Below are 12,662 nucleotides of genomic sequence, written 5' to 3' on the forward strand. Positions count from 1 at the left end.
AGTCATCGCCTGATGAAGACATCGGGCCAGCGACGGGAGGCCGCATGTCAGAGCAGGATGACCGCAAGCCCACAGCGACGGTCAGCCCGGTGCGCAGTGCGCAGCTGGTGGCGATCGTCCTGGCGCTGATCGAGCTGTTCCAGGGAGATTGGCAGGGCGCCCTGCTGCTGGGCGGGTTAGGTTGGGTGATCGGGCTTTTCAAGCATCCGCGCTGATAGGCGGCGCGAGTGGTACGTCTTTTCCGTGACAGGAAATCAGGGGGTAATGTGGCCAAGACACGCATGGTGACCCAGTTCGGGATGGGCACCTCCATTCGCAGCCAGAACTACACCGAGGCGGCGGCACGTGGCATCCGCGATGCCCTGTGGCACAACTCGCTCAACGTGGCGGACGCCTTCGGCTTCCCCAAGGAGGCGATGCTGATCGAGGTCGAGATCGGCGTGCAGCAGCCCGACAAGGTCGACAGTGACGCCCTGCTGGGCATCTTTCCCTACGGTCAGCCCAGTGTGCGCGTGGTCAAGGGCGGGCTGGACGTCGCCAAACCGGATGGCAGCGGGGTCAGCGTGATCGCCAATGTCGCCATCATCGTGTCATTTGACATGGCGGCCGCCGGCGCGGCGTCCACTTCTTCCACGGCCGGGCAGTCGGCAGGAGGTCAGTCATGAGCGAGCAACGCATCATTCTCGAGATGGGCACCGGCAATGACCTCTACGGCATGGACTACACCAAGGCCGCCTGCCGTGCGGTGCATGACGCCCTGCATCATTCCTCCATCGTGATGTTCCAGTCACTCGGCATCGATCACCACCAGATGCGCGTCGAGGTCACCATCGCGGTCCAGGAGCCGGACGCCGTGGATACTGACGCGGTGGCGCGCGAGCTTCCCCGTGGGCGCGCCGAGGTGACGGTGGTGCAGGGCGGTCTCAATGTGCATGACGAGGCCAGTGGCCAGACGCATGTCATCGCCTCGGCCGCCATCGCCGCCATGCTCGATATCGACCACGACGCCTGGCAGCTGTGTCAGTCGTAGGCAATGCGCGAGTGCGCTGATTGAGGTCGTGTCGCCCAACGAGGAAAGCCCCCGTGCGTCAGTGACGCACGGGGGCTTTGCGGTTCAGACCAGGTGGCGCAGGCGCTGATTACAGCGAGCTGATGCGCAGCACCGGCTTGACGGTCAGACCTGATTTTGAATCCGCGAAGGCCTGTTCGATGTCATCGAAGTCATACATCTGGATCAGCTTGTCGAAGGGGAAGCGGCCTTCCTTGTAGTAGCCGACCAGACGCGGGATGAAGACGCGCGGCACGGCGTCGCCCTCGATCACGCCGATCATCGACTTGCCTTCCGCCATCAGGTCGTGGTGCACGTCCAGGGTCACATCGTGGGTCAGGCCGACGATGGCAGAGGTGCCCAGCGGACGCAGCACCTGCAGGGAGCTGCGCACCAGCATCGGTACGCCGGTGGTCTCGAGGGAGAATTCGCTGCCGCCATCGGTGATGCGCTTGATCTCGCCGACCAGGTCCTCGGTCTTGCCGTTGACACTGTGGGTCGCGCCCAGCTCATGGGCCAGCTCCAGACGGCTCTCGTGCAGGTCGACCGCGATGATGTTCTTGCAGCCGACGATTTTGGCCGCCATCACGGCACTCAGGCCCACGGCGCCACAGCCGAACACGACGAGACTGTCACCGAAGCCCGGCTTGAGGCGATTGAGGATGGTGCCGGCGCCAGTCTGGATGCCGCAACCCAGCGGACCCAGCAGGGCGAGATCGACATCGCTGTCGACCTTGACGGCATTGCGCTCGCTGACCACGGCGTGAGTGGCGAAGGACGACTGGCCGAAGAAGGTGGCGACGTCATGGCCGTCACAGCTCAGACGCTTGCCGCCATCATCCATCACACCGCCGAAGTTGAGCTCACCGCCGCGCTCGCAGACGGTCGGGTGTCCGGTCAGGCAGTGACTGCAATGGCCACAGTGTGCGAAGGACAGCACCACATGGTCGCCCACTTCCATGTCGCGGACATTGTCACCGATCTGCTCGACCACACCGGCCCCTTCATGGCCGAGCACGATCGGATAGGGGGCGATGCCCAGGTCGCGTGCGGCGGCATCGGTATGGCAGACCCCGGTGGCCACGACACGTACCAGAATCTCGTCACCCTTGGGGGACGCCAGTTCGACGTCCTTGAGGTCGAAGGGCTGGCCTTGGGTGGCGGTGACGGCGGCGCGAATTTTCATGGTGTTGATCCCGTTGATGATCGAGTGATGGCGTGATGGCGTTCTTCAGAGGCGTCCCGGGGCGGCGTGTCCTCCGGGACGGTTCTCTTGACTGTTTCAGGGCTGTCGCAAGGCGCTCAGGGCTGCTGGGTCGTGACATGGGCAATCACGGACATGCCGATGCGTACCTTGTCGAAGTCGGGCTGGTTCGGCTCGAACACGATCTTGACCGGCATGCGCTGGGTGATCTTGGTGAAGTTGCCGGTGGCGTTCTCGCTGGCCACGGCCGAGAAGGCGCTGCTGGAGGCCGGTGCGATGCTGTCGACATGGCCAGTGAAGGTCTTGCCCGGCAGGCTATCCAGCGTCATCTCGACCGGTTGGCCCGGCTCCATCTCGGCCATCTGGGTCTCGAGATAGTTGGCGACGACATAGGCTTCCTTGTGCGGCACGATGGCCAGCAGCGAATCACCCGGTTGCACGTAGGCACCGACACGCAGTGAGCGCTGGGTGACGATGCCATCCTTTGGCGCACGAATGACGGTATAGCCGGTGTTCAATTCTGCCTGCTCGAGCGCTGCACGTGAGCGTTCGACCTCGGCCAGGGCTTCCACGCGCTGGGCTTCAAGGACGCCGATCTGCTTTTCCGCCGAGCGCTGAGCTGCCTGGGCCTGCACGAGATTGGCTTCCCAGATGCCCTGCTGTTCATCGGCCTTTTCCTTGTCCTGCTGGGAGGCGGCGTTGGTCATGCGCAGGCTGCGGTAACGCTTGGCATCATTGCGCGCATAACGCAGCGAGGCCTGGGTGGACTTCACCTCGGCGATGGACTGCTGCACGACGGCGTGCTGACGCTCGATGTTGGCATCCAGGTCACCGACCGCTGCCTGTTGGGCGGCGAGATCGGCCTGGGCGGAGTGCAGGGAGGCCTGGTAATCGCGGTCATCCAGCGTGGCCAGGATCTGGCCTTCCTTGACCACTTCGTTGTCTTCCACCAGCACCTTGTCGATCTGACCCGCGACGCGTGTGGTCACCATCACGCTATCGGCGCGCACATAGGCATTGTTGGTGGCTTCGCGGCCATCGTGGCCCTTCCAGTAGAGGCCCGCGTAGGTCGCGACCAGCAGGAGCGCCAGAACGCTCAACAGTAGGGTGGTACGTGTCTTGTTCATGTCGGTGTCGTATCTCGTCGTCTATGTCGAAGAAGGGGGAAGTGGCTGAATCCTGGCTGGCGGGCAGCCGCCGGCTTTGTCTGTGTCTATGCCCCGGAGGGTTGTGCTTGAGGGGGCTGAGACTGAGAGGGCTGAGCCTGAGGGGGCTGAGCCTGAGAGCCCTGTGCTGGCTCTGGTTGAGTTGCCGGCGCCGGTTGGGGCGGATAGGCGCGGATCGGCAGCACCATGACCAGTATCAGCAGCGCCACCACGAAGGGGATGATGGCGAGGTAGGCATCCGCATAGCTCATCACGGAGGCCTGCTCGGAGATGCGCGTGGTGATATCGCTTGCCGCATCCACCTGGATGAGTCCGGCGGGCTGATTGCCCTGCAGGCCGAGTGCCTCGCCCAGGCGGGTGGTGTGCAGCGCTTCACGCGTGACGAGGAAGCTTCCGTAGACCGTGGAGGCCACCACCGTGAACAGGGCGCGCAGCGAGTTGACCATCGCGGTGGCGAACGGCCCTTCCAGCGGGCTGAGCGCCCCGGTGGCATTCATCAGCAGCGGTACCACCACCATCGGCTGGCCCAGGGTGTTGAGCACCTCGATGAGATAGAAGTTGTCGCGATTCCAGTCGCTGGTGAGCTGCGAGCCCAGCAGGCAGCTGATCAGGATCAACACCAGGCCCGTGGCCATCACGTAGCGGCTGTCGACGCTCTTGCGGTTGATCAGTGTCGCCACCAGCGGTGCCAGCAGCAGCTGCGGCAGGGCCATGGTCAACATGACCGGGAACAGCTGCATGGGGCGATAGCCCTGCACTTCCCCCAGGAAGGCGGCGGGAATGGTGCCGGCGGCCAGGGTCAGGAACATGAAGGTACACAGGGTGATGATGCCGAAGGCAAAGTTGCGGCGTGCCAGCAGCTGCAGCTTGTAGAGCGGCATCGGGTGGAACCACTCATGGATCAGGAAGGTCACGAAGACCAGCCCGCCCGTGGTCAGCAGGGCGACGATCAACGGCGAGTTGCCCCAGTCGAGTCGCTCACCCTGGGTCATACCGGCGACCAGCGCGCACAGGGCGGTGACGCCCAGCAAGGCACCGAGCCAGTCGAACTGCTTGCAGCGTTCCAGCTTGAGCGGGTCCTGCGGCAGGCCCCAGGAGACCAGCGCGGCGGCGAGAAGGCATACCGGCGCGGTTTCCCAGAACACCAGATTCCAGTCGCCCAGGTCGCCATAGAGAGCGGCCAGCGGCGCCGACAGATAAGGGCCGAAGGTGGCCGTCATCGCATAGGCCGACAGGCCATAGAGCTTGCTGTGCCACGGCAGGAAGCGCAGCGCCGACATCATCAGCAGCGGCAGGATGCTTCCGGAGGCCAGGCCCTGGGCCACGCGCAGCCCCGCCATCAGCGGGAAGCTGTCGGCGAGGGGCACCAGCAGCGAGAACAGGGCCAGTGACAGGCAGGCACCGATCGCGAAGCGGCGCAGGCTGAAGGTGACGGCCAGCCAGCCGGCGAGCAGCATCATCGAGACTTCCGCCGCGCTATAGATCGTGGTCAGCCAGCTGCCCTCATCGTGGGAGAAGCCGAAGTGTCCGACCACATCCGTCAGGACGGTCTGCGTGACACGCTCTCCCACACCGGACATCAGCGATGCGAGCAGAATGCCCACAAGACCGAGTGCGAGTCGTAGATTGAAGGGTTGAGGAGCGGCCACTGTAGAGTTCCCGTTTTGAGGTGAAGCGCTAGACACCTTGGGTGTCTCGTTATGCGGTACACTGTACCACTTGGTGGTTTTGCTAGGCAAGTAGTTAGCTTGTTAAGGAGTTGTGTCTGTGTCCACAAGAGAAGGTAGTGGCGTGCAGGTCGTGGCCAGGGTGGCGGCGATTCTCAAGAGTCTGGAAGGCAGTGAGCAGGGCATGAGCCTGGGGGAGATCGCCGCCAAAAACGATCTGCCACGCTCGACCGTCAAGCGGCTGGTCGATGCGCTGGCCCAGGAAGACCTGCTGGAAATCCACGGCCATGGCGGGATACGGCTCGGCTCTGCGCTGATGCGGCTGGCGCGACATAGCCAGCTCGATATCACCACGCATGCCAAGTCGTTTCTGGAGGCGTTGAGCGGCACCACCGAGGAAACGGTGGTGCTCTGCAGTCTGAGCGGCAACGAGCTGCTGATACTGCACTCGGTGTTGTCGCCGCTGCCGCTGCGGGTATCGCCGATGGCCGGCAACTTCCTGTCATTGCATGCGACAGCCAGCGGCAAGGTGCTGCTCTCGCATCTCGAGGATGAGCAGGTGGAGCGCCTGCTGGGGACGGATCTCACGGCCTACACGCATAACACCCTCGCGATGCCGGCACTGCTGACGCAACTGGCCGAGGTGCGTCGCACCGGCATCGGCCATGATGAGGATGAGCATATGCAGGGAGTTGGCGCGATCGGAATCGGCCTGGAAACCAGCCAGGGCCATTACTCCGTGTCCGTGGTCGGCCCCTCGTGGCGCATCAGCGAGCGCAGGGCGGAGATTCAGGCCGCGCTGCAGGCGACCCGTGATGAGATGCTCAAGGCCTTTCGTTCACTCAAGTGAGGGCGTTCCGCCAAGGCGGCAAGGCTGCCATGTGCGGCGGCTGATCGAACGGCGAGGTGGTGGAAAAAGCGAACAGTAAGGCAGGCACAAACACGCCGCCCGTCCGAATGGGCGGGCGGCGTGTTTTTACGAGGCAGCACTCAGAGACAGAGCTGAGAAACTGAGCTTGGAAAGAGAGTCTAGAAAGAGAGTCCAGAAAGAGAGTCCAGAAAAAGAGAGCTCAGAGGCCAGTGCTCGCTCAGGCCTCCCTGGCCGCGATCAGCTGGTCCGCCAGGGTCATCAGCTCCGCGGCGATGAAGTCCGGGGTCGGCACATTCTCGGCGGGCAGCACGGCATTGTGCGGGCGCGTCAGCAGGGCGCCCTGCATGCCGGCAGCCTGGGCACCGATGGTGTCCCACACATGGCAGGCGATCATGCACATGTCGCCCAGCTCGACCTCGAGCTGCTCGGCGACATGCTGATAGGTGGCCGGCGCCGGCTTGAACTGCTTGACGCTATCGACGCTGAAGTGCTGCTCGAAGGCCTCGCTGATACCGGCCTTCTCCAGCGGCGTCGGGGAGGCGCCTGCGGGGGAATTGGTCAGCGTCACCAGGCGAAAACCGGCCTGCTTGAGGCGCTCAAGCGCCGGGGCGACATCGGGATGGGCCGGCATCTCGGCCATGCGCGACTTGAGCTCATCGATATCGTCATCCGCGAGTCTGGCCTGATGGATGTCGGCGACCATCTTGAGGGCGCCCACGCCGAGCGCACCGAAGGGGGTATAACGTTGTGAGAGCGTCATGGTCTGCGAGTACAGCACCAGCTGTGCGAACCATTCGCGCAACACGCTTTCATCACCGAACACGCGTGAGAACAACGGCGAGAGCGTGGTGATGTCGAGCAGTGTCTCGTTGACGTCGAACACCAGTACGTCGGGAAAGGTCGTGTCAGACATGATGACTCCTGGGGTGATATTTCACACATGCAGTGGACGCGAAGCGAGGTAGCAGGCCGACGGGTAGCGCCAGGGGGTCAGCGCGGCGGATCAGCGCCAGGGAATCAGCGCTGGCAAGCCCACGTCATTTTATTCATGGTGTCAGACTACCTGTTGTTGAGTGGTTGCTCAAATCATGGCCGCTGGCAGTGTGATGACGTCGGTCAAAGGTCTGGAATGGCAGCGACAGCCTCAGCACCTGACGGCGCTCGATATTTTCATGATCAAATGTTGTACAAACATTGAATTTACGCCATATTGCGTCGCAGAAGGGCTGAAAAAACCAAGAAAACAGCAGGGGTAAGGGACAATGAGCAATATCGCTATCTGGATGGGGCTTGGCTTGGCCGTCACCTTTGTGCTGTTGGCGACTGGCGTCTTTGACAGGCTACTGACCCGTATCGAGCAGGATGATTCGGCGCGCAAGATGAAATGATCTGCTGGCGGTGACAGCCGAAGGGGTTCACGTAAAACCCACCCTCCAGGGTGGGTTTTTTCATGCCCGTTTGGCGACAGAGCCTGCAGGGCAAGCGCGCTTTGCGGTTTCGCGAATCTGAAGCCGGCTAGTCATCGGTCAGCGAGTGTAGTCTTGCGTATCGCTGTGTAATCAAGGCGAAGTGATTTGCTATCGGGATGTTCGTCACGGTCATGGTGACTGGCGAGTCGCGATGAGATCAACGTGCTGAACACGCCAGCAAGTTACCACTGGTTAACGTTTCGAGAAATGTCGCCCACAAGAGAGAGTTGTACAGATATCACATCATGGATAGTGTGAGTTCAGCGGGTTTTACAGAGTATGAGGGATGTTCACACCCGTAATGGTTACCTGAACGCGTGTGATCATTGCCGTAAATTCAATCAGTGTGGCTCCAGGGAATTGAATCATGGATGAGAAAGCCAACGCCGTTCTGTCCTGCCCGGTATGTAACTGCCTGAGCATGGATTATCAATATCATGAGCGCTCTGACGATTACCTGGTGCACTGTGGTGAGTGTGCCGAGTTCATCGGCACCTGGTCGTTGTTGCAACGTGAGCTTGCAGTGCAGAAGGCACGGATTGCCTTGCTCAGTCCGGAACTCGCCAGTCAGAGTCTTTACCGTCGTGTGCGCAGCATGCCCGTCATCCACTGAGGCGTGAACGAGTGGGCTTTCGCAGAGCTCGCCCCGACAATGGTCATCGTGTGTTGCTCTCGAAGCTCCTTTGGGGATGTCTCGAGCACAAATGTCAGATACAGCAAGGCCCCGCCATGGCGGGGCCTTGCTGTATCTGACGTCTGCGGCCGTGCTCAGTTCTGGTAGGCACCGGCGGCGTAGGTCATTTCATAGCTGTGGCTATAGACCTCGAGGATGTTGCCGAACGGGTCTTCCATGTAGACCATGCGGAACGGCTTCTCACCCGGGAAGTACTCGCGTACCGGCATGCGCTGCTTGCCGCCGGCGGCGACGATGCGCTCGGCCAGACCTTCGACGTCCGGGTCCTGGACGCAGAAGTGGAAGATGCCGGTCTTCCAGTACTCGAAGTTGTTTTCCGGCGTCTCGTGGTTCGGGAATTCGAAGATCTCGACGCCGATACGGTCGCCGGTGGACAGGTGGGCGATGCGGAAGCTGCCCCAGCCCGGTCCGAAGACATCGCTGCACATCACGCCGATGGCGGAGTCATCTTCGGTGATGGTGGTCGGCTCCATCACCACGTACCAGCCCAGCACTTCGGTGTAGAACTTGACTGCGGCTTCCACATCACCGACGGACAGGCCGATGTGGGAGAAGGTACGCGGATACGGTGTGTTCTTTTCGTTGCTCATGAGTCACCTCGAGATGTGAGTCGTGAAGGAAATGGCTCGGTCACTGCCTGCGTGACGTTGGAAGCCATCTTGGGTGTCATGAGCAATAATGAAAACTACGTAGCTGTTATGATAATGATAAGACTTGCTTATGGCGGTAGGGCGCACCGTCGCAGTCTTGCTGATGCTGCCTCCCTGACGCTGCCATCCTGATTCTGTCCCCTGACTCTGCCCCCTGATTCTTCCAGCCCCCAGGAGCTTGAATGCTGCAACCCCAATGGCTACGTACCTTTCGCACCCTGGTGAGTGTCGGCAACTTCACGCGCACCGCGGAGCGGCTCGATCTGACCCAGGCCGCCGTCAGTCAGCATGTGCGCCAGCTGGAAACACGACTTGGCACGCTGTTGATTCGTCATCCGCGCAAGATCGAACTGACGCCGGCCGGCCATGCTCTGCTGGATTTCGCGCGTGAGATGGAAACCGCTGAGCAGCGCCTGACCCAGCGGCTGGCGGGCAATGAAGACAGTCATGGCGACATTCGGCTGATCACGCCGGGCAGCATTGGCCTGGCGATCTATCCGCGCTTGCTGGCGCTTCAGCGGGAGTCGCCGGGCCTCAATGTCCACCATCGCTTCGCGCCGACGCGCGAGGTGGTGGAGGCCGTGCTGGAGAATCGCTTCGAGCTGGGGATCGTCACGCTCAAGCCGGATGACCCGCGCCTGAGCGTGACGGAGTGGGCGCGAGAGCCCCTTGAGCTGGTGGTGCCGGCGGGGGTCGAGATCCATGACTGGGGGGATCTCGAGACACTGGGCTTCATCGACCACCCGGATGGTCAGGACATGGCCTCGCGCCTGTTGAGTCGGCGCTTCCCGGGCAATCCGGGCATCAGCTCATTGCCGCGCAGTGGCTCCACCAACCAGATCAGCCTGATTCTGGAGCCGGTCGCCCGCGGGCTGGGCTTCAGCGTCGTGCCGCGTCATGCCCGTGAAGCCTTCCCCGATCATCAGGCCATCCGGGTGGTGCCACCGCCTGAGGGCAGCACGGAGGTGGTCGATACCCTGTGGCTGCTCACGCGAGCGGAATGGCCGCTCTCGGCGCGCGCCAGACGGGTGTTGGAGTATCTGAAGGTGTCGCTGTAGCGCGCCGAGGCATCAGTGCTCAGACCTCGACACTCAGGCATCGACACTCAGGCATCGACGCCGGGCATCAGCGCACTGATCAGCTTATGGAGCAGTTCATGGAACAGTTCATGGAGCAGCTTACGGCTAGCTCAGCGCATAGACCTGTGCCGTCAGGGTGCTGCCATCTTCCAGCGTGATCGTGGCCGGCTGGCGGAGGTATTCGCTGCCTTCGAAATCATCCAGCGCTTGCCAGTGATCGGCCAGGTTGTCGGAGGAGAAGACGTGACCGCGGATGGTGTCGCCCGCCTCATCCAGTCTCAGCCCCGGAAAGCCCATCTCAGCCCCCCAGCCAGCTGCCTCCAGGCGGCCCTTGAGGGTGCCGGGTGTCCAGCTGCCGCCAATGTCGAGCATGACGTGTTCGTTGGGGCCGCCCGGGCCGAGGGTGCCGTAGATGAATAGATGCTGCATGGGAGTCTCTGTCGTTCGTCGGGGGAGAAGCCTGTCTCGGCGGCGCGCGCCGGACGGAGCGAGGGCTTGCGGCCGTTCACGGCTGCCTTGAGGTAGGCCCCGGAATCTCGAGGCCGGAAAATTCGCGTGTCAGCCAGCGGGTGATCGGTTGGATCACGGCGCTGTTGGGATGGCGGACACTCATGCGATAGCCGTGGCGGTCCCGCGAGATATGCGGCGTCAGGGCGATCAGCGAGCCGTTGTCGAGCAGGTCCTGGATGACGTGGCTCCAGCCCAGCGCGACGCCCTGATGATTGACGGCAGCATTGAGCGTCAGCGGAAAGTTGTTGTAGGGGAAGGCCTTGTCGAGGCGCGGCACCGGCAGCCCCGCGTGGCGACACCAGGTGGCCCAGTCCAGCCAGCGGGTATCGCGCATGTCCAGATGCAGCAGGGTGATACGCGACAGCGCCTCGGCATCCAGCCCCTTCTCGAGCCCATGACGCCGGGCGTAGTCCGGGGAGCAGACCGGGAAGGCGCGCTCCGCGACCACCAGCGTATCGCGATGATCGCCCGTCAGCGGCGGGCCGAAGCGGATCGCGATGTCGGCCTGCTGCATCTGCGGGTCTTCATCGCGATCGATCGGCAGCAGCGTGAAGTGGCAGTCGGGGAAATCCTGTTCCAGCCGCTCCAGGCGCGGGCGCAGCCAGACATGCGCGAAACCGGCGCCCGCGGCGATGGTGATGCGCGGCGTCGGTTTGTGCACCTTGCGACGTGCTTCCGTGACGGCGCTGCATACCTTGCCAAGCCCGCCTGCCAGTTCGGCATGGAAGCTCTCGCCGTAGTGGTTGAGGATCAGCCGGCCGCCCTGGCGATCGAACAGCGGGTGGCCCAGATGCTCCTCCAGCGCGCGGATGCGCTGGGAGATGGTGGGCTGGGTGGTATCCAGCTCACTGGCGGCGGCTGTCATCGACCCCAGACGGACCGTCACGTCAAAGGCGACCAACCCGCGCAGGGAGGGCAGGTCATCCAGAGGGCTTGCGCTTTCCAGCGGCGCTGGGGAGCTTGTCTTTCGGGCCGGCACGAGAGTCCTCACTGTGATGCGCTGTCGCGGCGCCCCTGTCGTACTGTTGTGGCCTAGATGATGGCCTGGCTGATGGCTCGGGCGATTGCCTGGATAAGGCATGAGAAGGCATCAGCCAAGGATCACCGGATACGAACAGGAGTGCCGCCTTGTATAGGCGGCACTTATACGCGACGCAGCGAATGACATCAACGCTCAGCCCGGCGGATCAGGCCATGAAGTCGCAACGGATCCTGACCAGCGTCGCATCGGATCCTGATCGAGGCGTTGCTGGTCCTGATTGACGCGCCGCCGATATCAGTCGGTATCGCGCTCGGCAATTCGCGCATGCCAGGCGGCAATGCTCTCTTCGGGATACTCGGCGTGATGAGCATCACGCGCTTCGTGCGCGACTTCCACCCAGTTGGCCTTGCTGTCGAGCATGATGTGGACATGCTCCGGCGGCACGGGCAGCGGGGTGTCGATCGCCCCCGCCTGAGGGTGAATCAGCTCCGGCCAGCGGGCATCGTAGAGCCACAGCGCACTGCCGCAGCGCTTGCAGAAGTGACGTTCCGCCGGACTTTCGACCCCGTCAGTCACCGCGTGATAGATGGAGAGATTGTCCCGGCCTTCCACCTTCAGGGTGTTGGCATCGCCCGCCAGATTGATCGCGTAGCCACCGCTGCCCGCCGTCTTGCGACAGATCGAGCAATAGCAGCGCTGATACGGATAGGGGTGCGGCGATTCGAGCTGGAATGTAACGGCCTTGCAGTGGCAGGAACCTTCAAGCTGCATGAGGAATCTCCCTTGTGATGCATGAATGAGGACGCTGGCGCTGACTGGCCATGCATCGCCCGAAGGGCAATGTTACTCCATCCGGGCGCAAGGCGGCGGGCCGTCATTCATCACTTGCCACGAGCCAGTAATCGCTATCCGTGCCGCGCGTGAGTCTCACTGCGGCAGGGCGTAGACATAGGCCTCGAGTTCACGATTGTCATCGAGAATGACGGTGGTCACGGTGCGCTGATAGATGGGGCCCTCGAAGTCATCGAGGGCATCCCAATGCTCGGGCAATTGCGCCGAGGAGAACACGTGGCCGCGTATCACCTGGCCCGTGTTGTCGACGACCAGCCCCGGGAAGTTGTGCTCATCGCCGTGATCGGTGTTTTCCAGTCGGCCGCGTAGATAGGCCGAGCTCCATTCGCCATCGATATTGGCGATGACATGTTCGTTGAGGCCGCCGGGGCCCAGTGGACCGTAGATGAAGAGATGTTCCATGCGTCTGCCTGTCGGGTTGGGGAAGGGGGATGATTCGCGAGGGAAAGACGGCCGTACCGGCACCGTCT

16 protein-coding genes are annotated in these 12,662 nt (G+C 62.6%); 7 read left to right on the forward strand and 9 right to left on the reverse strand.

Features of this window, described 5'->3' with window-relative positions; all coding sequences use genetic code 11:
* Nucleotides 1–44 precede the first annotated feature (44 nt).
* From ACJJV2_RS05680 to ACJJV2_RS05690, 3 genes are read left to right on the forward strand one after another with little or no spacing between them, the layout of a single operon-like run.
* A complete protein-coding gene (locus ACJJV2_RS05680) occupies nt 45–215 on the forward strand; it encodes a hypothetical protein (RefSeq protein ID WP_153636178.1) in 171 nt (56 codons plus the stop codon).
* Nucleotides 216–266: 51 nt separating this feature from the next.
* Nucleotides 267–665 (forward strand): Lin0512 family protein, encoded by a 399-nt coding sequence (locus tag ACJJV2_RS05685; protein WP_303595489.1) that lies wholly within the window; start codon nt 267–269, stop codon nt 663–665.
* Nucleotides 662–1,030, forward strand: a complete 369-nt coding sequence (locus tag ACJJV2_RS05690; protein ID WP_054556226.1) for a Lin0512 family protein — start codon at nt 662–664, stop codon at nt 1,028–1,030. Before ACJJV2_RS05685 ends, ACJJV2_RS05690 begins: the two co-directional genes overlap by 4 nt.
* A 109-nt stretch (nt 1,031–1,139) precedes the next feature.
* On the opposite strand, the gene ACJJV2_RS05695 is transcribed toward ACJJV2_RS05690, so the two are convergent.
* The 3 genes from ACJJV2_RS05695 to ACJJV2_RS05705 all read right to left on the reverse strand — a co-directional run bounded on the left by ACJJV2_RS05695 (nt 1,140) and on the right by ACJJV2_RS05705 (nt 5,067).
* Nucleotides 1,140–2,234, reverse strand: coding sequence for an NAD(P)-dependent alcohol dehydrogenase (locus tag ACJJV2_RS05695; protein ID WP_405278867.1), 1,095 nt, complete (start codon nt 2,232–2,234; stop codon nt 1,140–1,142).
* Between the two features lie 116 nt (nt 2,235–2,350).
* Entirely contained in the window at nt 2,351–3,379 is a 1,029-nt protein-coding gene (locus ACJJV2_RS05700) for an HlyD family secretion protein (RefSeq protein WP_054556224.1), read from the reverse strand.
* An 86-nt stretch (nt 3,380–3,465) separates the two neighbouring features.
* Nucleotides 3,466–5,067 carry an MFS transporter gene (locus ACJJV2_RS05705; RefSeq protein ID WP_405278869.1) on the reverse strand — a complete coding sequence of 534 codons (1,602 nt, stop codon included), beginning with the start codon at nt 5,065–5,067 and terminating at the stop codon, nt 3,466–3,468.
* 118 nt (nt 5,068–5,185) lie between these two features.
* Here ACJJV2_RS05705 and ACJJV2_RS05710 point away from each other — a divergent pair, with 118 nt between their 5' ends.
* Complete coding sequence (locus ACJJV2_RS05710; protein WP_405278871.1) at nt 5,186–5,935, forward strand: IclR family transcriptional regulator; 750 nt, start codon at nt 5,186–5,188, stop codon at nt 5,933–5,935.
* A 238-nt stretch (nt 5,936–6,173) separates the two neighbouring features.
* On the opposite strand, the gene ACJJV2_RS05715 is transcribed toward ACJJV2_RS05710, so the two are convergent.
* A complete protein-coding gene (locus ACJJV2_RS05715) occupies nt 6,174–6,869 on the reverse strand; it encodes a haloacid dehalogenase type II (protein ID WP_405278874.1) in 696 nt (231 codons plus the stop codon).
* A gap of 349 nt (nt 6,870–7,218) precedes the next feature.
* Between ACJJV2_RS05715 and ACJJV2_RS05720 the strand changes: the two genes are divergently transcribed.
* A complete protein-coding gene (locus tag ACJJV2_RS05720) occupies nt 7,219–7,344 on the forward strand; it encodes a hypothetical protein (RefSeq protein ID WP_267895301.1) in 126 nt (41 codons plus the stop codon).
* Nucleotides 7,345–7,792: 448 nt separating this feature from the next.
* A complete protein-coding gene (locus tag ACJJV2_RS05725) occupies nt 7,793–8,038 on the forward strand; it encodes a hypothetical protein (RefSeq protein WP_043333917.1) in 246 nt (81 codons plus the stop codon).
* A gap of 155 nt (nt 8,039–8,193) precedes the next feature.
* Here ACJJV2_RS05725 and ACJJV2_RS05730 read toward each other — a convergent pair whose 3' ends face one another.
* Complete coding sequence (locus ACJJV2_RS05730; protein ID WP_043333918.1) at nt 8,194–8,709, reverse strand: lactoylglutathione lyase family protein; 516 nt, start codon at nt 8,707–8,709, stop codon at nt 8,194–8,196.
* A 242-nt stretch (nt 8,710–8,951) separates the two neighbouring features.
* Here ACJJV2_RS05730 and ACJJV2_RS05735 point away from each other — a divergent pair, with 242 nt between their 5' ends.
* Nucleotides 8,952–9,827: a LysR family transcriptional regulator gene (locus ACJJV2_RS05735; protein WP_405278877.1), complete on the forward strand. Its 876-nt coding sequence runs from the start codon at nt 8,952–8,954 to the stop codon at nt 9,825–9,827.
* Between the two features lie 126 nt (nt 9,828–9,953).
* On the opposite strand, the gene ACJJV2_RS05740 is transcribed toward ACJJV2_RS05735, so the two are convergent.
* The 4 genes from ACJJV2_RS05740 to ACJJV2_RS05755 all read right to left on the reverse strand — a co-directional run bounded on the left by ACJJV2_RS05740 (nt 9,954) and on the right by ACJJV2_RS05755 (nt 12,594).
* Nucleotides 9,954–10,277: a gamma-glutamylcyclotransferase gene (locus tag ACJJV2_RS05740; RefSeq protein WP_405278879.1), complete on the reverse strand. Its 324-nt coding sequence runs from the start codon at nt 10,275–10,277 to the stop codon at nt 9,954–9,956.
* A 76-nt stretch (nt 10,278–10,353) separates the two neighbouring features.
* Entirely contained in the window at nt 10,354–11,337 is a 984-nt protein-coding gene (locus tag ACJJV2_RS05745) for a LysR substrate-binding domain-containing protein (protein WP_165873978.1), read from the reverse strand.
* 297 nt (nt 11,338–11,634) lie between these two features.
* Nucleotides 11,635–12,111: a GFA family protein gene (locus ACJJV2_RS05750; RefSeq protein ID WP_054556217.1), complete on the reverse strand. Its 477-nt coding sequence runs from the start codon at nt 12,109–12,111 to the stop codon at nt 11,635–11,637.
* A gap of 156 nt (nt 12,112–12,267) precedes the next feature.
* Complete coding sequence (locus ACJJV2_RS05755) at nt 12,268–12,594, reverse strand: gamma-glutamylcyclotransferase family protein (protein ID WP_054556216.1); 327 nt, start codon at nt 12,592–12,594, stop codon at nt 12,268–12,270.
* Between the last annotated feature and the right edge of the window lie 68 nt (nt 12,595–12,662).

The organism is Cobetia sp. Ld8 (genome assembly GCF_045066615.1).
In the GTDB taxonomy this organism is placed as follows: Bacteria; Pseudomonadota; Gammaproteobacteria; order Pseudomonadales; family Halomonadaceae; genus Cobetia; species Cobetia amphilecti.

What these genes read in the sequence shown, in the direction of transcription:
- ACJJV2_RS05695 (WP_405278867.1), bottom strand. Translation starts at nt 2,234, where the DNA reads ATGAAAATTCGCGCCGCCGTCACCGCCACCCAAGGCCAGCCCTTCGAC.
- ACJJV2_RS05720 (WP_267895301.1), top strand. Translation starts at nt 7,219, where the DNA reads ATGAGCAATATCGCTATCTGGATGGGGCTTGGCTTGGCCGTCACCTTT.
- ACJJV2_RS05755 (WP_054556216.1), bottom strand. Translation starts at nt 12,594, where the DNA reads ATGGAACATCTCTTCATCTACGGTCCACTGGGCCCCGGCGGCCTCAAC.
- ACJJV2_RS05680 (WP_153636178.1), top strand. Translation starts at nt 45, where the DNA reads ATGTCAGAGCAGGATGACCGCAAGCCCACAGCGACGGTCAGCCCGGTG.
- ACJJV2_RS05750 (WP_054556217.1), bottom strand. Translation starts at nt 12,111, where the DNA reads ATGCAGCTTGAAGGTTCCTGCCACTGCAAGGCCGTTACATTCCAGCTC.
- ACJJV2_RS05715 (WP_405278874.1), bottom strand. Translation starts at nt 6,869, where the DNA reads ATGTCTGACACGACCTTTCCCGACGTACTGGTGTTCGACGTCAACGAG.
- ACJJV2_RS05740 (WP_405278879.1), bottom strand. Translation starts at nt 10,277, where the DNA reads ATGCAGCATCTATTCATCTACGGCACCCTCGGCCCGGGCGGCCCCAAC.
- ACJJV2_RS05700 (WP_054556224.1), bottom strand. Translation starts at nt 3,379, where the DNA reads ATGAACAAGACACGTACCACCCTACTGTTGAGCGTTCTGGCGCTCCTG.
- ACJJV2_RS05735 (WP_405278877.1), top strand. Translation starts at nt 8,952, where the DNA reads ATGCTGCAACCCCAATGGCTACGTACCTTTCGCACCCTGGTGAGTGTC.
- ACJJV2_RS05730 (WP_043333918.1), bottom strand. Translation starts at nt 8,709, where the DNA reads ATGAGCAACGAAAAGAACACACCGTATCCGCGTACCTTCTCCCACATC.
- ACJJV2_RS05725 (WP_043333917.1), top strand. Translation starts at nt 7,793, where the DNA reads ATGGATGAGAAAGCCAACGCCGTTCTGTCCTGCCCGGTATGTAACTGC.
- ACJJV2_RS05690 (WP_054556226.1), top strand. Translation starts at nt 662, where the DNA reads ATGAGCGAGCAACGCATCATTCTCGAGATGGGCACCGGCAATGACCTC.